Here is a 21,186-nt window from a genome sequence, read left to right on the forward strand (position 1 = left end):
AGACCCGCCTCCCGTCGGCCAAGCCGAAGCTGCCACCCGCTCCCTCACACCACCGGCTCCCGGTAGCACAAGGCCCGCTGCCCCATCGCATCGACGTTCAACAGCAACCGGCCACCCGCCGGACCGGGCGGGTCCGAATCGATCACCCACAAGGCGTCGGCCAACGGCTCCGCCGATGGCAGCAGCCGGACCAGCTGGTTGGGATGCCGCCGCAGCAAATCCTCCCGCAGGTGATGCCCCTCACGCCCGGGCGAGATCGCCAGATACAGCATGTCCATCTCCACCAGGTCGTTGAAAAAATGCGTCCCCAACGACACGTCCGGTACCAACCCCTCGTGCATCACCGTCATCTCGACCAGCACCGACACGGTGTCGATCTCGGCAAAGGACACCGGAACCCCCAGCGACGGCGTCGATGTACCCCACCGCCCGGGCCCCAGCAGCAGCACGATCGGACGGACCCCCGCCGTCTCCAGGTGCGTGAGCCTGCCGATCGTCCGCGCAATCGAGTATCGCTGCGTCATGCTCATCCGCCCGTACACCGCCGGCACCACGTAGATCAGCCGGTCGATCACCGTGGCCAGACTCTGCCCCACCACCGGTCCCCGCGACTGGAACAGCACGTCCGCAGGGTCGAGGTCCTCCGGGAACTGGATCCGGCTCCCCTGGCCCCGCAGCGTCACCTGGAACGGCCGGCACTGCACCACATTCACCCGGAAGCTCCCGTCCGCCTCGAAATTGGCGGTGAACTCGATGTCCACCGGGTAGTCGTACGCCTCCTGAAGCGTGGCGCACAGTGCCCGCATCGCCGGGACGAACCGGGTCTCACCCAGCACCCGCTCGAAATCGAGCATCCAGGGCGCCCCCCCGGCCCCGCTCCCATCGTCGGGAAAAAACCAGCCCCGCACCGCCTCCGGCAGCAGTCCGGCCACCGTCCCGGACTCCGGGCTCACCATCCGGTTGGCCCGCAAATCGAGCCCGTCCACCCGGCGTTGAGCGAATTCCCGCACTTCCTCCGGACTCGATTCCACCCGCTTCCCGGGGGCGTTCAGGGCAACCAGCCGGGTGTAGTCGTCCCCGGTGCGGTCCACCGCCCGCGTCCCCAGCCCGAAGACCAGCCGGAGCACGCCCGCCGCCGGGTCGATGTCCTCGTGCCACACATACGGGTTGAAGGAAAAGCCGACGCCCGCCACCTGGGGCAGGAAAAGGTGCCCGTGCATCTCCCCCGAAACCCTCTGCACCAGCAGGGCCATCTGCTCGTCATGGTCCAGCAGCTCGTGTTGCAGGCGATACCTCAGCCCCTCCTCGCTCAGGGCGCTCGCGTACACCGTCCGCACGGCCGCCATGAAGGCCGCCAGCCGTTCCTCCGGGGTCCCCTGGTTGACGCAGAACACACTCTCGTACTTCCCCGAAAAGGCGTTGCCGTAATTGTCCTCCAGCAGGCTGCTCGATCGCACGATCAGCGGCGATTGCCCGAAATACTCGATCACCTCGAGGAACTGGTCCCGGATGAAATCCGGAAACGTCCCCGTCAGAATCCGTCGCCGCGCCTCCTCCGCCCGCTCCAGGTGAACCTCGAAGTCCCGGGCCCGCCGCCGCAGCCACCAGCAACCGTTCTGGACCAGGTACGTGTAGAACACATCCGATCCCACATAGAACGAGTCGTGGCTCTCCAACCGCCCCGCCCAGGCCGGATCCGACCGCAGCAGGATGGCCCGCGCCAGCAGCATGCCGAGACTCTTCCCGCCAATCTGCCCCGTCCCGATCATCCGCTGCATGATCTCCACCACGGCCCGAAGATCGAAATACTCGCGGGCCAGCCGCGACAACCGCTCGTCCCGGGTCACCACCATCCGCAGGAGGTCCTCGAACAATTCCCCCGCCTCACGCCCCACCGCCTCGCCCCGCTCCAACGCCTGGGCCATCTGCTGCGCCCGCTGGAACGTCCGCACCCAGATCCCCGGCCGGTGAATCGTGAACTCCAGCCACGGCTTGGGCACCGCCCCCAGGATGTCCGTAATCGTGGCGCTGCGGGTGACCGGCCGGAATGCCGCACCCTCCCAGCTGTGCAGCATATACAACGTCGGCGAATACCGGCGCCAGACCTTCAGCGGATGCAGGTACCGCCGTTCCTCCTTGCGGAACAGTTCCAGCACCACCTGGGACGTCCGATTGATGCAGTCGGTGGCATGGAACGAATGCTCGTGTTTCAGCAGCGCGAAGTAGGCGATCGTGTCCAGTTCGTGCAGGTACGGACAGGCGATCATGAAGAAGTTCCCCAGCATGCGGTCGCTCAACCAGTCCGCCGCCAGATCCGACAGACAGTCGAACACGTAGTACGCGCCGCGGCCCGTCGCCTCGATCCGATCCAGGATGCCCGACAAGAACCGCTCGAATCCCGCCTGCGGATCCAGTTCATGGATCTCCCTTCCAGCCCCGGCGGCGAACAACGGCGCGTGCCGGGCAAACCGGAAATACACGAACCGCCGCCCCAACCTCCGGGCCTCCCCCGCCAGCGGCTCGAGAACCGGCAGGTAGTCGTCCAGCGTATCCACCTCCCAAACCACGTTGTCCCCCGCATGCAATCCCTGGATCACCGCGTCCAGACCCGGCATGCCCGTGCTGAGCCGTTCCGGACCGGGCAGCCCGCCCGTTGCCACATCGGACTCCATGCCGGCCAGTAGAAGCCTCCCGTCTCCCCCCGGGCAAGCCGCCCTTGCAGCATCCCTTCCTCCCTCGTGCATCCCGCCTCAAAACCATCGACACCTTCGGCCCGTTCCTCTAGGAGCCCTGCGCGTGTTTCGAATGGCCTGACGACCTGAAAGCCCGGCTCGATCCGCCGGGCTCAGGGCGGCACCCGGGATCCCGGGCGCAAACCAACCCGGCAGGCCACCGATCATGGCGGCTCCCCGGGTGCCCCGTTCGGCGGGCATTCCGATCCAGCAGGACAACATCAACCCAAGACGCAACCCCCAGCCCATGGCAATTGTTCAGGAAATCCTCGAACTGGTGGCCCGCCGGAATCCCGGCGAACCGGAGTTCCTTCAGGCCGTGACGGAATTCGTGGAGTCCATCGATCCGGCCCTGCAACGCCATCGCAAGTACCGCGAGGGCCGTGTGCTCGAACGGATGGTCGAGCCGGAACGGTTGGTCTCCTTCCGCGTCCCCTGGCAGGACGACCGTGGCCAGTTCCAGGTGAACCGCGGGTTCCGGGTCCAGTTCAGCAGCACCATCGGGCCCTACAAGGGCGGCCTTCGCTTCCACGCCACGGTCAGCGCCAGCATCCTGAAATTCCTGGCCTTCGAGCAGGTCTACAAGAACGCCCTGACCACCCTGCCCATGGGCGGCGGCAAGGGCGGCTCCGATTTCGACCCCAAAGGCCGCAGCGATCATGAGGTCATGCGCTTCTGCCAGTCCTTCATGACCGAACTGTTTCGTCATGTCGGTCCCGACACCGACGTTCCCGCCGGCGATATCGGGGTGGGCGCCCGCGAAATCGGATTCCTCTTCGGGCAGTACAAACGCCTGGCCAACGAATTCACCGGCGTCCTCACCGGCAAGGGCATCAAGTGGGGCGGCTCCCTGATCCGCCCCGAAGCCACCGGGTACGGATGCGTTTATTTCGCCCAGGAAATGCTCAAGACCCGCAGCGAATCCCTCGAGGGCAAGGTCTGCACCGTCTCCGGCTCGGGCAATGCCGCCCAATTCACCGTCGAAAAACTCCTCCATCATGGCGCCAGGGTGGTCACCCTCTCCGATTCCAACGGCTTCATCCACGATCCCGACGGCATCAACGAGGAAAAGCTCGCCTGGATCAAGGACCTCAAGAACGTCCGCCGCGGTCGCATCCGGGAATACGCCGCCCGCTTCGGCGCGGAGTACCAGGAGGGCCGCCGCCCCTGGCAGGTCCCCTGCCACTGCGCCTTTCCCTGCGCCACCCAGAACGAAATCGGCGGCGAGGACGCCCAGACCCTCCTGGACCAGGGCTGCACCCTCGTCGCCGAAGGCGCCAACATGCCTTCCGAACCCGCCGCCGTGGACCGCTTCCTCGCCCGCAGGATCCTCTTCGCGCCCGGCAAGGCCGCCAATGCCGGCGGCGTCGCCACCTCTGGTCTCGAGATGGCCCAGAACTCCATGCGCCTCCCCTGGACCCGGGACGAAGTCGAGCGTCGCCTTCAGTTGATCATGGTCACCATCCACCGCGAGGCCTTCGAGACCGCCGCCGAGTACGGCTGTCCAGGCAATCTCGTCGTCGGCGCCAACATCGCCGGCTTCGTCAAGGTGGCCGACGCCATGCTCGAACAGGGCCTCGTCTGACGCCGCGTCACGGGGTCCCGCCCTGCGCCACCAGTCCCACCGACCCGGTCCGCGGATCGTACTGGAACCGCTGCCCCGCCGGCGCCGCCGGCAATCGCGGCAGGTAGCCCTCCTCGACCAGTTCCTCCAGACGCCCGGGCCTCCGCCCTTCGCCCGCCTCGAAGGTCCGGATGGCATGCTGAAGGTTCGAGAGATCCACCACCTGCGCCGCCTGCCGCTGGGCCTGGCCCACTGCCCCGAGGTAATCCACCGGCGCCGTCAGCGGATTCCCCGATTTCGTCCCGCCCGACGCCCCCTCGCCCGCCCCCTCCTTCGGCTCGCCGCCGCACCCCGCTCCCACCAGCACCGCCACGCCCAGCGTTCCGATCGCGCGCTTCATGCCGCCACCCTACGCCGCCCGCCCTCCCCGAGGCAATCGGGTCAGGCCCGTACACAGTTCACGTCGCGGTCAGGACCAGGCCGGGTGGACCCGTCCGCCGTCAGAGCCTGTCTGAAAACTGGAAGGACCCCTTCCCGTTTTCAGACAGGCTCTCAGATCCGCCACCGGCTTCGCGCGGTCCGGCCGAACTCATGGATCTCGCCGACGAGTTTGCGTGCGACGTAGGCCACAATGGCGATGGTCCCCACCATCGTGCCCAGCATGACGACTGCCACCAGCCAGCTCGCGATCTGGCCCACGGCGAGGGCGTCGTAAAAGCTCGCCGGCGAATCGATCGGATGCGGACTGTGCATGAACACCTTGACCATCCAGGCTGCCAGGATCAGCACGTAGATGAAGACGTAGTTCTGCTTGAGGCGCCAGCCCACGGCCTCCATCGGGCCGATCTTGAACGATGGAATCAGCAGATCCTCCGCCACCAGCTTCCGCCAGTCCCCCTCCAGCGTCTCCGGCCGCTGGGTGACCATCGGCACCAGGAAGTGCGCCTCCAGCATCCGGACCCGCGCATGGAACGCATCGTAGAAGCGATACCGCCGCGCCTCGATCCACATCAGGATCGTCACAATCGCCAGGTTGAAGAAGAAGATGATGTGCGGCACGTCCCGCAACGAGAATGCCACCGTGAAGATCGTGCTCGTCGAAGTGATCGCCCAGGTGGTTGTCACATCCAGCCGCTGCCGCCAGATCATGATCCGTCCCAACTCCCCGCGGTAGAAGTGGGACATCGCGTTCACATAGGTCGTGTCCTGGAGGATCGACTTGCGAACGGTCCGTTCGTCAGGCGATGGGGGCGGAGGTGGGGTCGGAGGCATACGGCGCTCCCGCGGACGCTGCGCCCACGCCGCACGCATCGCAAACGAGAATGAGAACGGCGACGAGGACGCAGCGGGAGGCAGCCTTCAGCGCGGTGCCTCCCGGAGTTGTGGTTGAGGTGGCAGCCCATCGGAGGGACGAGCTCCGCGAGTCCTCAACCCAACGCTCCACACCGTTCCGGCCCCGCAGACGTTCGACCTGCACCGAATCGAGCCTACGGCGCAACGCTCTTCCAGGCGTCGATGCGACGGCTCCAGGTGTCCATGTCGAAGTTGGCCGGACGTTCGTAGTCCTGGTTCACCAGGAGTTCCTCCAGCGTCACCGGCGCCGTGCGGACGCCCCCTTCCGGCACCTCGCGCCCGGCGATCCAGACGATCGCATTGAGGACCGCCGTCCGGAAACCCGGGTGCGCCCAGTTCCAGTGGTAATGTGCGCCGGTGATGCCGAAGCCGCGGCCGGGCATCTGTCCGCGCTGATAGGTCCACATGAGATGCTGGGATTCGCGGCGTTCCAGAACGGCCGCCCGCACCTGGGGGTTGCCCGAGTGCGGTCCGTCGGGGCGGCTGAGCGATTCCGGCGGCGGCAGGGCGCTGAAAATGGGCACGACCTGTTCCAGATCGTCGGCAAACCGCATGTGGTAATACCACTCGTCGTAGATCTCGAAGGGCTTCACTCCACGGGCCGCCGGGTGCCCGGGCAACTGCCGGATGCTGGCCGTCCAGTGCGGGTTCACCGACCAGTGGGTCTCGAAGTAACCGCCAAGCCAGCGCAGGAAATAGTCGCCCGAATCCCCCTTGGGAATCTCGACGGCGTAGTGAATTGCCCCGAGTCCGACCCCCCGCTTCATCACCTCGTCCAGCCGGTCCAGGTGAGGCAACGCCATGTGACCGCCGCCACCATTCGAGAACATCACGATCGCATCGGCATTGTCGAAGGCGGTCGGGTCCTTGGGCCATCCATTCGTGTACACCGCCGACTGGATGCCCTCGACGTTCTCCCCAAGCAACCGGGCCAGCAGCAGGCATCCGGCTCGATGCTCGTGGTTGCCGTATCCATGGCTGAGCGTCCCCGCCACGAACACCACCTTCTTGCGGTCATCGCTCAATGGCAGACGCCGCAGCTGGACGTCCCGGATCTCCACCCGCATCGGCGGACCGCTGTGCAACTGGAAGGCCAGCAGCCCGTCGAATCGCGCCTCCGACCCGAGATCGATGAGCTCGCTCATCTTCACCCCGTTGACCCGGGTCACCAGGTGGTTTCCCCGCGCCGTGATGTGGTACTCGTTCCAGTCGCGCAACCGCACCCGGGCAGCCAGCGCGTCGCCATCGCCCCAACGCGTCACCGTGCGTGTCCCGTCCGGCGCGATCACCACCGTCTCGCCACGGCGCGCCAGGATGCCGCGCCCGCGCTCCTCGTACAGCGCCCCCGTCCAGCCGTCATTCGACAGGTCCGGCTGGTAGCCGCCGACGACGTAGGTGCCGTGGCGGACGGACCGGATCTGGACGCCGGAATTGGCATAGTCCGTCGGCATCCGGAACCGGAGCCGGATCTCGAAATCGTCCACCCCGCCGCGTTCCCAGATGAGGAAGGTGTTCCCCTCGGCCACATTCGAGGGTGTCGTCTCGCCCACGATCGACCCGTTCTCGACCCGCCAGAATCGCGGGTCGCCGCTCCAGCCCTCGAGCGTGGTCCCGTCAAAGATGCGCTGGAAACCCGGCTCCGTTCCAGGCGCGGCGGCGGCAGGGAGCACCGTCCACACAAGACAGGCGACGGCAACGCAGAGTCGGGAGGTTCGAAACGGATTCATGATGGTGTGGCCCACAATGGGCGGGGCCGGTGACGGGCACAGGTTGAAGCCCATTGCCCTGGGGGTTCAAGACGGTTCTCAACCCGGTTCCACGACCCGGTGCATCCCGGAGTTGTGGGTGAGGAGGCAGCGGATCGGAGGGACGAGCTCCGCGAGTCCTCATCCCAACGCACCCCATCGTTGCGGCCTCGTGGAACTCGGCCCTCCAAAGCCACGCCTCGCGAAGCCCGCACCTCTCCCCGCAACTCCGGGATGCACGGTCCACGACCAGTCCCCCTTCGGGGGCTGGCGCGGTGTCGTCCCCGATGGCATCGTGATCGCTCTTATGGTTGTAAGCCCCTCGGCTCTGCGCCGGTTTCTAAGCTTCGGGATCGGGTTCGCCACACTCGCCGGCGCCACCGCCGCGACCGCCGCCACCGTCACAGGGTTCGCTCCGGATCGCGGCCCCGCCGGCACCGAGGTCGTCATCGTCGGCACCGGATTGCAGTCGGCCACCCAGGTGTACTTCGGCACCACGGAAGCCCCCGGCGAAATCCTCGCCCGCGCCGCCACCAGCGTCCGCGTCCGCGTCCCCCCCAATGCCTTCAGCGGTCCCATTTCCGTGTTCACCGGCACGGGCGCGGCAACGAGTTCCCAGATCTTCGTGGCCGCGCCCCGGATCGAGCTCTTCGAGCCGGCCTTCGGCATCCCCGGCACCGAGGTGCAGCTCTTCGGCGCCAACTTCGCCACCGGCCTCGCCGGAGGTCGCGGGCAGGTCACAGCGGTCACCTTCGACGGGCAGGCGGCCCAATTCCAGGTGGTCGCCCTCAACCAGCTTCGCGCCGTCGTCCCTCCCAATGCCCGGACCGGACCGATCCGCGTCGTGAACGAGGCCGGCAGCGCCACGACGCCGGTTCCCTTCCACGTTGCCGCGGTCCTCAGTGGTTTCGCCCCACCCCGCGCCCGCCCCGGAGACACCATCGAGATCCGCGGAAGCAATCTCGGCCAGGCCCTCCGCGTCGAGTTCGGTACCGCCCCGGCCGCCTTCGCGGCCCAATCCCCCACCAACCTGCTGGCCGTCGTCCCAACCAACGCCGTCCGCGCCGCCCTCCAGATCGTCACCCCTGCCGGAGCCGCCTTCACCTCGAGCAACTTCGTCGTGCTGCCCCGCATCATTTCCTTCCACCCGCCCACAGGCAGCACAGGTACCAATGTCGTCCTCGAAGGCGGCGGCTTCCAAGGGGTCACCGACGTCCAGTTCAACGGCGTCAAAGCCAGCTTCACCGCCACCTCACCCACCCGGGTCACCGCCGTCGTCCCCGCTGGCGCCACCACGGGCCCCATCAAGATCGTCACCCCGGACGGCGACTTCACCACCGAAGCCAGCTTCACCCTGCCGCCCCGCATCACCGCCTTCACCCCCGGCACCGGCAGGCGCGGCGACACCGTCACCGTGGACGGACAGAATCTCAACGGCGTCACCCGACTCCTGTTCCACCATGCGGAGGCGCCATTCACAGTCGTTTCTCCAACGCGCCTCACCGCCGTCGTCCCCGCCCTGGCCACCACCGGCCGGCTGACACTGGAAAGCCCTGCCGGATCAGAGGTCAGCGCGGCCACCTTCACCGTCCTGCCCGTTCTCGACGGGTTCTCGCCCAACACCGGCCCCTTCGGCACCGCCGTTCACCTCGCCGGCGCCGGCCTCACCAACCTGGCCTGGGTCCGACTGGGCGACGCCGACGCCACCTTCACCGTCATCGACGCCACCAACGTCCGGGTCGTCGTGCCCCTTGCCGCCTTCAGCGGCCCGTTCCACGTCCGCACCGCCGGCGGCGTCGAGGTTTCGTCCTCGGCCAGCTTCTTCGTCACCGGCGCCCAACCCGTCCTCAACGCCTTCCAGCCCGCCACCGGAAACGCCGGAACATCGGTCACCCTGACGGGACTTGGCCTGCGAACCGCCTCCCAGGTGACCTTCGGAAGCGTCAACGCGCCGTTCACGGTCGTCTCGGGAACGGAACTCCGCGCCACCGCTCCCGCTGGTGTCACCACTGGACGAATCGCCGTCACCACCCTCGACGGCATCGCGGTAAGCGCCTCCGACTTCATCGTGGACAGCGGCGTCGTGCGGCTGGCGATCGAGGTGGCGGAAGGGCAATTGGTCCTGCGCTGGCCTGCCGGTGCGACGGACTACACCCTCGAATCCTCCACCGTCCTGGGACCGGACGCCGCCTGGGCCGCGGTTCCCGGGACGCCGGTGGTTCAGGGCGCCCAGAGGACACTCACCCTGCCCCTCCCCGGCACCGGCACCCGCTACTTCCGTCTCCGCCAGTGACCCCGGGCAACGGGGTCAGGCCCGTACACGGCACATTCCCCAGAAACCCTTCGGGCGACGGTCCTTTCGTCCTGGGCCGGCGTCGGCCCGGCCGTGACAGCCCGCTGCGGGGATGCACCGGCCTCGCCTTCCCCCGGCTGCGGAACCCGTATCCCTCATCGCAGGGCCCCTTCCGGTTTTCAGACAGGCTCTAAAGCACTAAAGCAGCGTCGTCTGCAGCGCCTCCTTTTCGAAGGGCTCCCGGAAACTTGTCGCCCGAGCCGCCCGCCGTTCCATGCTGTGCTTCTCCATCGACGGGCTGAACGGCACGGGATAATCGCCATTGTAACAGGCGAGGCAGAATGAGTCCTTCGGCGCCCCCACGGCCTTCACCATGCCCTCCAGCGAGAGGTATCCCAGCGAATCCGCGTTCAGGTACCGCCGGATCTCATCGATCGTGTAATTGGCCGCCATCAGCTTCGAACGGTCCGGGAAGTCGATCCCGTACACGCACGGATTCATGTGCGGAGGGCAGCTCACCACGACATGCACCTCCTTGGCCCCGGCCTCCTTCAGGCTGGTCACCCGCGCCTTCGAGGTCGTCCCCCGCACGATCGAGTCGTCCACAATCACCACCCGCTGCCCACGCACCAGATCCGCAATCAGGTTCAACTTCACCCGCACATTGAAATCCCGGATCAACTGGCTCGGCTGAAGGAAGCTCCGTCCGACGTAGTGGTTCCGGACGAAGGCCATTTCGTACGGGATCCCCGACTCCAGGGCATACCCCAACGCCGCGTAGTTCCCGCTGTCGGGCACCGGCACCACAATGTCCGCATCCACCGGAAACTCCCGGGCCAGTTGCCGGCCCAACTCGACGCGGGCCCGGTACACGCTCTGGTTGCCAATCGTGCTGTCCGGCCGCGCGAAGTACACATACTCGAAGATGCAGAACGCCCGCCGCTGGTGTTCCGGGAACGGATGAAAGCTCCGCACCCCCTCCCCGTTGATGATCACCACCTCGCCAGGCTCGATATCCCGCTCGAGCTTGGCCCCGATCAGGTCGAAGGCACACGTCTCCGACGCCAGCACCCACGCATCCCCCAGTCGCCCCAGCGACAACGGCCGGAACCCGAACGGATCCCGCACCCCCACCAACTCCTGGTTGGTCAGGATCACCAGCGAGAACGCCCCTTCGATCCTTCGCAGCGCCGACAACAACGCATTCGGCTCCCCGTTCCCCGCCGGCTGCGCCATCAGATGCAGGATGATCTCGCTGTCCACGCTCGTCTGGAAGATCGATCCCCGCTCCTCCAGTTCCTCGCGCAACTGCCCCGCATTGGTCAGGTTGCCATTGTGCCCGATCGCCAGTTCCCCCCGCGCGCAGTTCACCACCAGCGGCTGCGCGTTTTGCAGGATCGATGAGCCCGTCGTGGAATACCGCGTGTGCCCGATCGCCGAGTGCCCCACCAGACCGTGCAGCATCTCGCCGCTGAACACCGAGGAGACCAGCCCCATCCCGATGTGCCGCCGAAACTGCTTCCCGTCGCTGGTCACTATCCCCGCGCTCTCCTGACCCCGATGCTGCAGGGCGTACAACCCGCAGTACGTGAGCTCCGCAGCGTTTGGAGTGCCGTAGATGCCGAAGACGCCGCAGTAATGCTTGGGATGGGATGGGTTGTACGACATCGTCGCGAACGCCTAGCTTCGCCGCCCACCCCACCGCCGCAAGCGCCAAAACCGGTGGTCGCCCACCCGCCGCCATCCATCCCGGAGTCGTGGGGAGAGGTGCGAGCTTCGCGAAGCAGGGCATCGGAGGGCCAGGTTCCACGATGCCGCAAAGGTGGGGTGCTTTGGGTTGTTGACCCGCGGAGCCCGTCACTCTGATTCCCTGCCTCCTCACCCACCACTCGGGGAAGCATCGGCCAACTATATGGGGTCCAAATACATTGAGCCCGGCATTGTATCATTGACGCCTCTCCCTCCCCAACAAGGTCACTCCCAGAAGCCCGATAGGATTTGGGGGGATGCCAGGCTGTTGTTGCGCCCCGTCTACAACAAAGCGCCTGACTAATTGTAAGACCCTCCGTCTACAAAAATTCGCCTGGCTGTTTGTTTGAACCCTGGCTCCAGGACGGGCGCGTCACGTCCGTCATTCCCTGCCCTGCTCGGGACGTGGGGATTTGTGGAGAATTGAGCTCCATCTCCGCGGATGACCCCGCCCCGCGCGACAGGCACTCTATCAACGTGTCCGACACGCTCCGCGTCGCCCATCCGCCCGACCGGCCCCACCTGATCTACGACGGGGACTGCCGCTTCTGCACCTTCTGGGTGCGGCGCTGGGCGCGAACCGCCGGGGACGTCGTGGTCTTCGTCCCCTCCCAGGATCCCCAGGTCGCCGAGGCCTTCCCCGAGATCCCTCGGGAACGGTTTGCCAATGCGGTTCAGTGGGTGGACACCGACGGCTCGGTTTCCAGCGGGGCCGAGGCGGTCTTCCGGGCCCTGGCGCATGGTCATCCCGGCTCCGGGCGCTGGCTGCGCCTCCACCAGCGCCACCCCGCCTTTGCCCGGATCACCGAAGGGGCCTACGCCGTCGTCGCCCGAAACCGCTCCATCTTCTCGCTCCTCACGCGAATGGGCTGGGGCCGACACTCCGATCCGTCCACGTTCCAGGCCGTCCGCCAGTTCTTCCTTCGCGGGCTTGGCCTGATCTACCTCGTTGCCTTCGCCTCGCTCTCCTGGCAGCTCACAGGGCTCCTTGGGGAAAATGGCATCCTCCCTGCCGCAGGCTGGATGGAAGCCCAGCGCACCCACTTTGCGGATGCCGGGTGGATGACCCGCTTGAGCCAGGTGCCGACCCTGTGCTGGTGGAACGTCAGCGATCCATTCCTCAAAGGCCTCTGCGCCCTCGGCCTGCTGCTCTCCACCGCCCTCGTCGCCGGCTGGGTTCCGCGTTTGGCGTTGGTCGGACTCTGGACCGCCTACCTCTCCCTCTCGGTGGTGGGTCAGGATTTCCTCTCGTTCCAATGGGACACCCTTCTCCTCGAGACGGGATTCCTGGCCATCCTTCTGGCGCCCGGCGGTTGGAGACTCGGCCGACCGGGCGAACGGCCTCCCTCGGCCATCGCCATCGGGCTCCTCCGCTGGCTGCTTTTCCGGCTGATGTTCCAATCCGGGGTGACCAAGTGGATCTACGGCGACCAAGCGTGGCGTTCATGGACGGCCCTGACCTTCCACTACGAAACCCAACCGCTGCCCACCCCGTTGGCCTGGTGGGCCCATCACCTTCCCGAACTCGTCCATCGAGCGGCCTGCGGCGGCATGTACGTCGTCGAATGGTTCGTCCCCTTCCTCTTCTTCGCCCCCCGACGTCCCCGCCTCTGGGCGGCCGGAGCCACGGCCCTGCTCCAGGTCGGCATCGCCCTCACCGGCAACTACACCTTCTTCAATGCCCTCACCCTCCTGCTCTGCGTGCCCCTGCTCGACGATGCGTGGCTGCACACAGCCCGAACCCGGCTGACCCGGCTTTTCCCGAAGGGACGTCGGCCCGCCTGGCTTCCAGCTCCATCGTCCGCCAGCAAGCCCTCGGAGGAACGATCGCCCGCACCGGCCTCCCGCAAGCCACTCTTCCGATCCGCCGCCCGCGGACTCTTGGGGGCCTCCATCGTTCTCGCCACCACGATCCCGATGACCTTCAACCTGCGCCTCGCCTTTCCCTGGCCCGAATGGATCCTGCGCGGTTACGCCACCCTCGCCCCGCTGCGCACCTTCAACTCCTACGGGCTGTTCCGGGTCATGACCCGGCCCCGCTACGAACTGATCCTCGAAGGCAGCCGCGACGGCTCCCAGTGGCTGGCCTACGAGTTCAGGCACAAACCGGGCGACCTTGCACGCCGGCCTGGCTGGGTCGCCCCCCACCAGCCGCGGCTCGACTGGCAGATGTGGTTCGAAGCCCTGCGCCCCCCGGGAAGCGGCGTGAGCCGCTGGTTCGCGGGATTGTGCCAGCGCCTCCTCGACGGCAACCCCGCCACGCTGCGCCTGCTCGATCACAACCCGTTCCCGGACGCTCCCCCGAGGTTCCTCCGCGTGCGGCGCTACGAATACCGCTTCACCACCCCTGCCGAACGCCGCGATTCCGGTCACTGGTGGGTCCGTGAACCCGCCGGACTCCATCTCCCGCCCGTCGCCCTCCGCTGACCAACCACCTTCCGCATCGCCCCACGCCCCCCGGCTTGCCGCTCGCCTCATCGCCGCACATCCGCCGTCCCCTCCGGCAGGTGCCACCCGCCCCCAAGGGCCCGGTACAATCCAATCAGGGCCAGTTGCTCCGCCAGTCGCGCCCGGGCCAGTGCCAGCTCCGCATCGAACAACTCCTGATCGCTGTACAACACTTCGAGGTATCCGGTCACCCCGCCTTCATACCGCACCCGCGCCAGTTCCGCCGATCGCCGGTTCGCCTCCGCCCGCGCCTCCAGCGCCTCGCGAATCTCCCGCTGCCGGGCACACGCCACCAGGCCGTCGGACACCTCCCGAAACGCGTTCTGCACCGTCTGCTGGTACTCCGACAATGCCGCCTCGTACCGGGCCAGCGCCGCCCGGGACGCGCTGCGAAGCCGCCCCCCGGTGAACACCGGCACCGTGACCGACGGCCCAAACTGCCAGAATCGCGCCGGCCCCTCGAACAAGGTGCTCAGGGCCACCGACTGCTGCCCATACACGCCGGTCAGCACAACCTGCGGATAATACGCCGCCCTCGCCTGGCCCACGTCCGCATTGGCCCCCACCAACCCCTGTTCCGCTGCCCGGATGTCCGGCCGCCGCTCCAGCAGCTCCGACGGCAGTCCCGCCGGAATGGCAAGCCGTCCCAACGGCAACGCCGCCGTCCTCGACCCCCGTGCCACCGGACCCGGCGCCCGTCCGAGCAGGAACGACAGCGCATGCTCGGCCTGCTCGATGGCCCGTCGGATGTCGCTTACCACCGCACGCGCCGCCGCCACCAGGACTTCCGCCTGATGGACATCCTGCAACGAGGCCACACCCCCCTCCTCCCGCGACAACGTCAGCGTCAGCGAGGACTGCCGCACCTCCAGCGTGCGGAGCGCAATCTCCAGTTCCTCATCCAATTCCCCCAGCGTCAGGTACCTCGAGGCCACCTCCGCCACCAGCGTCTGTCGCACCACCGACTGGTTCTCCCGCACCGCCAGCAACCGCGCCCGCGCCGCTTCGGTCGCCCGCCGCAATCTCCCCCACAGGTCCAGCTCATATCCCGGCATCGACACGAACGCACTCCCGTATTCCCGCACCGCATCCGCGCTGTCCGGCAGCCCGGCCGGCCCCCTGCGCGACGTGCGGGCGGTGGTCCAGTCGCCCCCCGCCGCCACCGTCGGATACCAGCCCGATTGCACCCCACGCAGTGAGGCTGCGGCCTCGAGCACCCGCGCCGCGGCGATCCGGACATCCCAGTTGTTCTCCAGCGCCTCACGCAGATACCCCTCGAGCACCGGATCCTCGAACAACTCCCACCACGGCAGTTCCCCCAGTTCCCCGGGAACCGCGGCCAACTGTTCTCCCCCCGCACCGCGATGCGTCGCCGGCAATTCGACCTCAGGACGCCGGTAATCCGGCCCCACCGCGCAGCCCGCCAACAGAAATCCCGCGCCCGCCCCGGCCATCGCCCGCCACCACGTCGCGCCGCGCATCACGAAGGACCTCCCTTCACCAACGCCGCCTCGCCCGGCCCGTCCGACGGCGTGGCGCCAACCGGCTTCCGCCTCACCAGGCCTTCCACAAACCCATAACAGACCGGGATGAGAAACACCCCCAGCAGGGTCGCGACCGTCATCCCAAACACCACCCCGGTCCCCATGGTCTTCCGCGCCTCTGCTCCGGATCCGCTGGCCAGCATCAGCGGCACACACCCCAGAATGAAGGCGAAGCTCGTCATCAGAATGGGGCGCAACCGCAGGCGCGCCCCCTCCACCGCCGCCTCGAGAACCCCCAACCCCTCCTGGCGCCGCAACTTGGCGAACTCGACGATCAGGATCGCGTTCTTCGCCGACAATCCGACCAGCATGATCAAGCCGATCTGCGCGTACACATTCAGTTCGAAACCCCGCACCAGCAGCCCCAGCAGCGTCCCCAGCACCACCAGCGGTGTCGCCAGCAGCACCGCGAACGGCAGTGACCAGCTCTCGTACTGCGCCGCCAGCAGCAGAAACACCAGCAGCACCGCCATCGCAAACACCGGACCCGCCGTCCCCTCCGCGTCCTTCTGCTGCCGCGTCAAACCCGACCACTCGAATCCGTACTCCGGCGGCATCCCCGCCGCCACCTCCTCCAATGCCCGCATCGCCTGCGCCGAACTGTACCCCGGCGCCGGCGCCCCCATCACCTCCGCCGACGGATACAGGTTGAACCGCGCCGCATAGTTCGGACCCGACACCGATTCGACCCGCACCAGCGTGTCCAACGGCACCATCGCCCCGTCCCGGTTCCGCACATGAAACCGTCCCACATCCTCGGGCTGCCGCGCATACGCCGGCTCGGCCGCCAAAAACACCCGGAACACCCGGCCGAACCGCACGAAGTCATTCACATACGCCCCGCTGAGATACGCCTGCAACGTCTGGTACACACTGTCCACCGGCACCCCCAGCGTGCGCGCCTTCTCCCGGTCCAGTTCGATCCGCACCTGCGGCGTGGCCCGCTGAAACGTGGTGCTCACCCGCCCGATCTCCGGTCGCCGCGAGGCCTCCGCCAGAAACCGCTCCACCCCCTCCGCCAGATGTTCCAGCGTGCCTCCCGACCGGTCCTGGAACTGCAATGAAAACCCCGACACACTCCCGTACCCCGGCAGGGCCGGCGGCCCGAACGCGAATATCCGCGCCTCGGGCATCGGAAAAAATGCCCTGTTCCACCCCGTCGCCAACGCCGACGCCGCCCGTTCCGGACTCTTCCGCGCCGCCCAGTCCTCCAACCCCACAAACACCAGCGCCGCACTCGGCATCGGCAGCCCGTTCAGCAGATTGAACCCCGCCACCGCCACCACCGACCGTACCCCGGGCGTCCCCATCACCACCCCCTCCACCTGCCTCAACACCGCATCCGTCCGCTCCAGCGACGCCCCCTCCGGCAGTTCCATCGCCACCATCAGATATCCCTTGTCCTCGTCCGGAATGAACCCGCCCGGCACCGCCCGCGACAACAACCCCGCCCCCGCCACCGCCACCCCCAACAGCAGCATCGACCGCGCCGACTTCCGCACCAGATGCCGCACCACCCCCGAATACCCTTCGGTGGTCTTCTCGAAGGCCCGGTTGAACGCGGCGAAAAACCGCCCCATGGGACCCCTTCCAGGCTCGGGCTTCCGCAGCAGCATCGCACTCAGGGCCGGACTCAACGTCAGCGCGCTGATCGCCGAGAACACCACCGCCACCGCAATCGTGATGGCGAACTGCTGGTACAACTGCCCGGTCATCCCCGCCATGAACGCCACCGGCACGAACACCGCGCACAGCACCAGCGCGATCGCCACCACCGGTCCCGACACCTCCCGCATCGCCTGCCGCGTCGCCTCCACCGGCGTCATGCCCCGCTCCAGGTGATGCTGCACCGCCTCCACCACCACGATCGCGTCGTCCACCACAATCCCGATCGCCAGCACCATCCCGAACAACGTCAGCGTGTTCACCGTGAACCCCAGCACCGGAAACACCATGAACGCCCCCAGCAGGGATACCGGCACCGTGAGCATCGGAATCAGCGTGGCCCGGAAACTCTGCAAAAACACAAACACCACCAGCAGCACCAGCACCAGCGCCTCGAACAGCGTGTGTACAATCTCCTCCAGCGACGCCTCGATCGGCAGCGTCGCGTCCAGCGTCACCTCGTGCGTCATGTCCGGCGGAAACTGTCCCCGCCGCTCCTCCAGCAACTGCCGCACCGCCTCCGCCGTCGCCAGCGCATTCGCCCCCGGCGCCAGATAGATCCCCAGCGCCGCGCACGCCGCCCCGTTCAGCCGCGCCCGCAACCCGTACGTCTGCGCCCCCAACTCCACCCGCGCCACATCCCGCACCCGCACCTGCGACCCGTTCGGCAGCGACCGTACAATGATCTCCCCGAACTCCTCCGGCTCCCGCAGCAATCCCGCCGTCCGCACCGTGTACTGCCGTTCCTGCCCCGGCGGCGAAGGCTCCCCGCCCAGCGTCCCGGCCGGCGTCTGCGCGTTCTGCTCCCGGATCGCCGCCGCCACGTCCTCCGGCGTCAATCCCATCGCCGCCAGTTGATCCGGTCGCAGCCAGATCCGCATCGCGTAATCCTGCGCCGTGAAATTGTTCACGTCCCCCACCCCCGGGATCCGCTTGATCGCATCCACCAGGTTGATGTTCGCGTAGTTCCCCAGGAACACCGCGTCCCATGTCCCCCCCGGCGACGACAGCCCGATCACCATCAGCAGGTCCGGACTCGACCGCTTCACCACCACCCCCTCGCGTCGCACCGCATCCGGAAGCTGCGCCATCGCCAGCGAGACCCGGTTCTGCGTGTTCACCTGCATCAGGTCCACGTCCGCCCCCACCCCGAAGGTGACGTTCAACACCATCGACCCGTCGTTGGCGCTCACCGATTGCAGGTACAACATCCCGTCCACCCCGTTCACCTGCGACTCGATCGGCGTCGCCACCGAATCCATCACCGCCTCCGCCGCCGCCCCACGGTAGTTGGCCGTGACCTGGATCAGCGTCGGACTCACCGGCGGATACTCCGCCACCGGAAGCCGCGCCAGCGACACCAACCCCACGATCACCGTCACGATCGCGATGACCATCGCCACAATCGGGCGCCGGATGAAGAAGTCGGCCATGGTGTCAGCCCCCCGTCCCCGGTCCGCCCGTCTCCGCCTGAACCGGCGCGTCCTGACGCACTTTCTGCAATCCCTCCACCACCAGCCGTTCCCCCGCCTGCAACCCCTCCTCCACCAGCCAGTCGCTCCCCACCCGGCGCCCCATCCTCACCGGTCGCTGCTGCGCCTTCCCCTCGGCGTTCACCACCCACACCAACGTCTGCCCCTGCAGTTCCTGCACCGCCCGCTGCGGCACCACCACCACTCCCGTTCTCATCCCCGGCCGGAACACCAGCCTTGCAAACATCCCCGGACGCAACAGCCGGTCCGGATTGGGAAACTCGGCCCGCACCCGGATGGTTCCCGTGGTCGGATCCACCGCCCGGTCCAGAAACACAAACCGCCCCGTCTCGGAATACGTCGTGCCGTCCGCCAGAACCAGCCCCAGCACCACCTCCCCGCGATCCCGCCCGTGCTCGCGCAACGCCCGCTCGCTCGCCAGCAGCGCCACCTCGCTCACATTGCAGTGCACCCAGATCGGATCGAGCGGCGATACCGTCGCCAGCAACGTCGGCTGTCCCCGCCCCACCAGCGTCCCCCGCGACACCTCGCTCGCCCCGATCCGGCCCGCCACCGGCGAACGCACCTCGCAATAGCCCAGGCTGATCCGCGCCCCCTCCACCCGCGCCTCGGCCGACGCCACCTGCGACCGCGCCACCTCCACCGCCGCCAGCGCGTTGTCCAGATCCTGCATCGGAATCGCCTTCCGCTCGGCCAGCGGACGCAACCGCGCCACGTCCTTCTCGCTCTTGCCCAGCGCCGCGCGCGCCTCCGACAGCGCCCCTTCCGCCACCAGCAACTGCTGCTCGAACGGCCTGGGATCCAACTCGAACAGCAACGCCCCCGCCTCCACGTCGCCCCCTTCCTCGAAGGCGATCCGTTCGACAAACGCCTCGACCCGCGCCCGGATCTCCACATTGGCAATGGATTCCAACTGCCCGATGAACTCGTGCTCCGTCGGCACGTTGGTCGTCGTCAGCGTCATCACCCGCACCACCGGCGGCGGCACGCCTCCCGACGGCGGCCGCTCGCGACAACCGGCCCCGCTCCCCAGCAGGCCGACCGCCAGCCCCATGGCCAGCCCGACCCTCCCGACGATTCGCCGGATCCAGCCCTCCCGGCCCGCACCCGCCTTGCCGCCTTCGTCGCTTGCCTGATGCATATCAAGGCGACGCCGGACCGCCTCGTGGCCCGCCATCGCCGCCGCCCATGCTCCACAACTCCCTCCGCCACCGCCAGCGGGGAATCCACCTCCCTCCTTCTCTCCGGTTCATCCCGAAGTCGTGGGAGGAGGCAGCCAATCGGAGGGACGAGCTCCGCGAGTCCTCAACCCAACGCTCCACACCTTTGTGGCCTCGTGGAACTCGGCCCTTTGATGCCCCTCTCCCTATCGCCCGCTCAATCGCGCCGCCACCCAGTCCGAATGCACCTGCGCAATGTCCCCCATCAATCCCAGCCCATTCCCCGCCTTGGCCGCCTGCACCGCATGACGCGCCTCCTCTTCCCTCCGCCCGTGCGCCCCATAGTACATCGACAGATACAAATGCCCGTACAACTGCGCCCGGCTGCGCCCCGCTCCATCCGTCACCGCCTCGACCGCCTCCAGCACCGCCTCGACGCTCCCCGACCCGCTCATCAATTCCTGGATCTCCGCCATCGGCACCCGCTCATCCCCACGTACCGGCATCCACTGCGCCCGTGCCACTCCAGGCCCATCCACCCGGCTGATGCAGGCGAAATGCCACGCGGAATTCTCCACGTCGTTCGGATTCACCGTCCGGTGCGACTCGAACTGCCGTCGTCCCTCGGCGAACCGGCCCGCATAAAACAACGCGATGCCCCGCTGCCACAACTCAGGCTCCCGGGCAGGCCGCAACACCACGCAACGGTCAAAATCCGCCGCGGATCCCGCGAAGTTCAGCAGGCGCAACCGCACCAACCCCCTCTGGAAATAGCTCGCCGGATCGTCCGGCAGCAGTTCGATCACCCGCCCGAAATCCAGCTCCGCCTGGATATACTGCCGCATTCGCTCCGCGAGGTGCGCCCGCACCTGGTAGCCCCTCGGATCCGCCGGCCCCACCTCGATCGCCCGCCCCGCAAACTCGCTCGCCTGCTTCATCAACCCCCGCGACTGCGCATCCCGCGCACGACGCAACCACTCCTCCACGGTCCCAGTCGCCGGTGCCCCCTCGGTCGCCGCCCGCGCCACGCAGCCCACCAGCAGCACCCCCGCCGCCACCCACCGGATCCACTCTCGCTTCCAGTCTCGCTTCAGCATGCCGCCAAGGCTGCGCCCATCCCCGCCCCCCGGCAATACACCCTTGGCCCCTTCCGTCCCTTCCGGTGCATCCCGGAATTGTAGGTGAGAAGGCAGCGAATCGGAGGGACGAGCTCCGCGAGTCCTCAACCCAACGCTCCACACCCTTGCGGCCTCGTGGAACTCGGCCCTCCGATGCCACGCTTCGCGAAGTTCGCACGCTCGCACATCACCCAACAACTCCGGGATGCACGGTGTCCCTCCAGTCCCCTGGGTCCCTTGCCCGAAAAGATCAAGCCAGCGCGCCCGACCTTATTGCATGGCTACGGCTTAGAGCCTGTCTGAAAACTGGAAGGGGCCCTGT

The 21,186-nt window shown here is 67.5% G+C and carries 12 protein-coding genes; 3 read left to right on the forward strand and 9 right to left on the reverse strand.

Annotated elements, in window-relative coordinates; all coding sequences use genetic code 11:
• Positions 1–44: 44 nt before the first annotated feature.
• Positions 45–2,672: a pyruvate, phosphate dikinase gene (locus KF833_16730; protein MBX3746955.1), complete on the reverse strand. Its 2,628-nt coding sequence runs from the start codon at positions 2,670–2,672 to the stop codon at positions 45–47.
• Positions 2,673–2,979: 307 nt separating this feature from the next.
• On the opposite strand from KF833_16730, the gene gdhA reads away from it, so the two are divergent.
• Positions 2,980–4,317, forward strand: coding sequence for an NADP-specific glutamate dehydrogenase (gene gdhA / locus KF833_16735; protein MBX3746956.1), 1,338 nt, complete (start codon positions 2,980–2,982; stop codon positions 4,315–4,317).
• Between the two features lie 7 nt (positions 4,318–4,324).
• Here the strand turns inward: gdhA and KF833_16740 are convergent, their stop codons facing one another.
• The 3 genes from KF833_16740 to KF833_16750 all read right to left on the reverse strand — a co-directional run bounded on the left by KF833_16740 (position 4,325) and on the right by KF833_16750 (position 7,376).
• Positions 4,325–4,696 carry a hypothetical protein gene (locus KF833_16740; protein ID MBX3746957.1) on the reverse strand — a complete coding sequence of 124 codons (372 nt, stop codon included), beginning with the start codon at positions 4,694–4,696 and terminating at the stop codon, positions 4,325–4,327.
• Between the two features lie 152 nt (positions 4,697–4,848).
• Positions 4,849–5,568, reverse strand: a complete 720-nt coding sequence (locus KF833_16745) for a DUF2270 domain-containing protein (protein MBX3746958.1) — start codon at positions 5,566–5,568, stop codon at positions 4,849–4,851.
• 215 nt (positions 5,569–5,783) lie between these two features.
• On the reverse strand, positions 5,784–7,376 hold the full coding sequence (locus tag KF833_16750; GenBank protein ID MBX3746959.1) for a DUF1080 domain-containing protein: 1,593 nt from the start codon (positions 7,374–7,376) through the stop codon (positions 5,784–5,786).
• 325 nt (positions 7,377–7,701) lie between these two features.
• On the opposite strand from KF833_16750, the gene KF833_16755 reads away from it, so the two are divergent.
• Complete coding sequence (locus tag KF833_16755) at positions 7,702–9,687, forward strand: IPT/TIG domain-containing protein (GenBank protein ID MBX3746960.1); 1,986 nt, start codon at positions 7,702–7,704, stop codon at positions 9,685–9,687.
• Positions 9,688–9,885: 198 nt separating this feature from the next.
• On the opposite strand, the gene KF833_16760 is transcribed toward KF833_16755, so the two are convergent.
• On the reverse strand, positions 9,886–11,355 hold the full coding sequence (locus KF833_16760) for an amidophosphoribosyltransferase (GenBank protein ID MBX3746961.1): 1,470 nt from the start codon (positions 11,353–11,355) through the stop codon (positions 9,886–9,888).
• 558 nt (positions 11,356–11,913) lie between these two features.
• On the opposite strand from KF833_16760, the gene KF833_16765 reads away from it, so the two are divergent.
• Positions 11,914–13,863 carry a lipase maturation factor family protein gene (locus KF833_16765; GenBank protein MBX3746962.1) on the forward strand — a complete coding sequence of 650 codons (1,950 nt, stop codon included), beginning with the start codon at positions 11,914–11,916 and terminating at the stop codon, positions 13,861–13,863.
• Positions 13,864–13,910: 47 nt separating this feature from the next.
• Here the strand turns inward: KF833_16765 and KF833_16770 are convergent, their stop codons facing one another.
• From KF833_16770 to KF833_16785, 4 genes are all read right to left on the reverse strand, one after another.
• Entirely contained in the window at positions 13,911–15,365 is a 1,455-nt protein-coding gene (locus KF833_16770) for an efflux transporter outer membrane subunit (protein MBX3746963.1), read from the reverse strand.
• The gene (locus tag KF833_16775; protein ID MBX3746964.1) at positions 15,365–18,526 is read right to left on the reverse strand and encodes a multidrug efflux RND transporter permease subunit; all 3,162 of its coding nucleotides are present in this window, start codon (positions 18,524–18,526) and stop codon (positions 15,365–15,367) included. The genes KF833_16770 and KF833_16775 overlap by 1 nt, the downstream gene beginning before the upstream one ends.
• 4 nt (positions 18,527–18,530) lie before the next feature.
• Positions 18,531–19,727, reverse strand: coding sequence for an efflux RND transporter periplasmic adaptor subunit (locus KF833_16780; GenBank protein ID MBX3746965.1), 1,197 nt, complete (start codon positions 19,725–19,727; stop codon positions 18,531–18,533).
• A gap of 225 nt (positions 19,728–19,952) precedes the next feature.
• Positions 19,953–20,843: a hypothetical protein gene (locus KF833_16785; protein MBX3746966.1), complete on the reverse strand. Its 891-nt coding sequence runs from the start codon at positions 20,841–20,843 to the stop codon at positions 19,953–19,955.
• Positions 20,844–21,186: the final 343 nt, after the last annotated feature.

The sequence above is a fragment of the Verrucomicrobiia bacterium genome (assembly GCA_019634625.1).
In the GTDB taxonomy this organism is placed as follows: domain Bacteria; phylum Verrucomicrobiota; class Verrucomicrobiia; order Limisphaerales; family CAIMTB01; genus CAIMTB01.

Coding starts and splice junctions, on each gene's coding strand:
- KF833_16730 (MBX3746955.1), bottom strand. CDS start 2,672: ATGGAGTCCGATGTGGCAACGGGCGGGCTGCCCGGTCCGGAACGGCTC.
- gdhA (MBX3746956.1), top strand. CDS start 2,980: ATGGCAATTGTTCAGGAAATCCTCGAACTGGTGGCCCGCCGGAATCCC.
- KF833_16740 (MBX3746957.1), bottom strand. CDS start 4,696: ATGAAGCGCGCGATCGGAACGCTGGGCGTGGCGGTGCTGGTGGGAGCG.
- KF833_16745 (MBX3746958.1), bottom strand. CDS start 5,568: ATGCCTCCGACCCCACCTCCGCCCCCATCGCCTGACGAACGGACCGTT.
- KF833_16750 (MBX3746959.1), bottom strand. CDS start 7,376: ATGAATCCGTTTCGAACCTCCCGACTCTGCGTTGCCGTCGCCTGTCTT.
- KF833_16755 (MBX3746960.1), top strand. CDS start 7,702: ATGGTTGTAAGCCCCTCGGCTCTGCGCCGGTTTCTAAGCTTCGGGATC.
- KF833_16760 (MBX3746961.1), bottom strand. CDS start 11,355: ATGTCGTACAACCCATCCCATCCCAAGCATTACTGCGGCGTCTTCGGC.
- KF833_16770 (MBX3746963.1), bottom strand. CDS start 15,365: ATGCGCGGCGCGACGTGGTGGCGGGCGATGGCCGGGGCGGGCGCGGGA.
- KF833_16775 (MBX3746964.1), bottom strand. CDS start 18,526: ATGGCCGACTTCTTCATCCGGCGCCCGATTGTGGCGATGGTCATCGCG.
- KF833_16780 (MBX3746965.1), bottom strand. CDS start 19,727: ATGCATCAGGCAAGCGACGAAGGCGGCAAGGCGGGTGCGGGCCGGGAG.
- KF833_16785 (MBX3746966.1), bottom strand. CDS start 20,843: ATGCTGAAGCGAGACTGGAAGCGAGAGTGGATCCGGTGGGTGGCGGCG.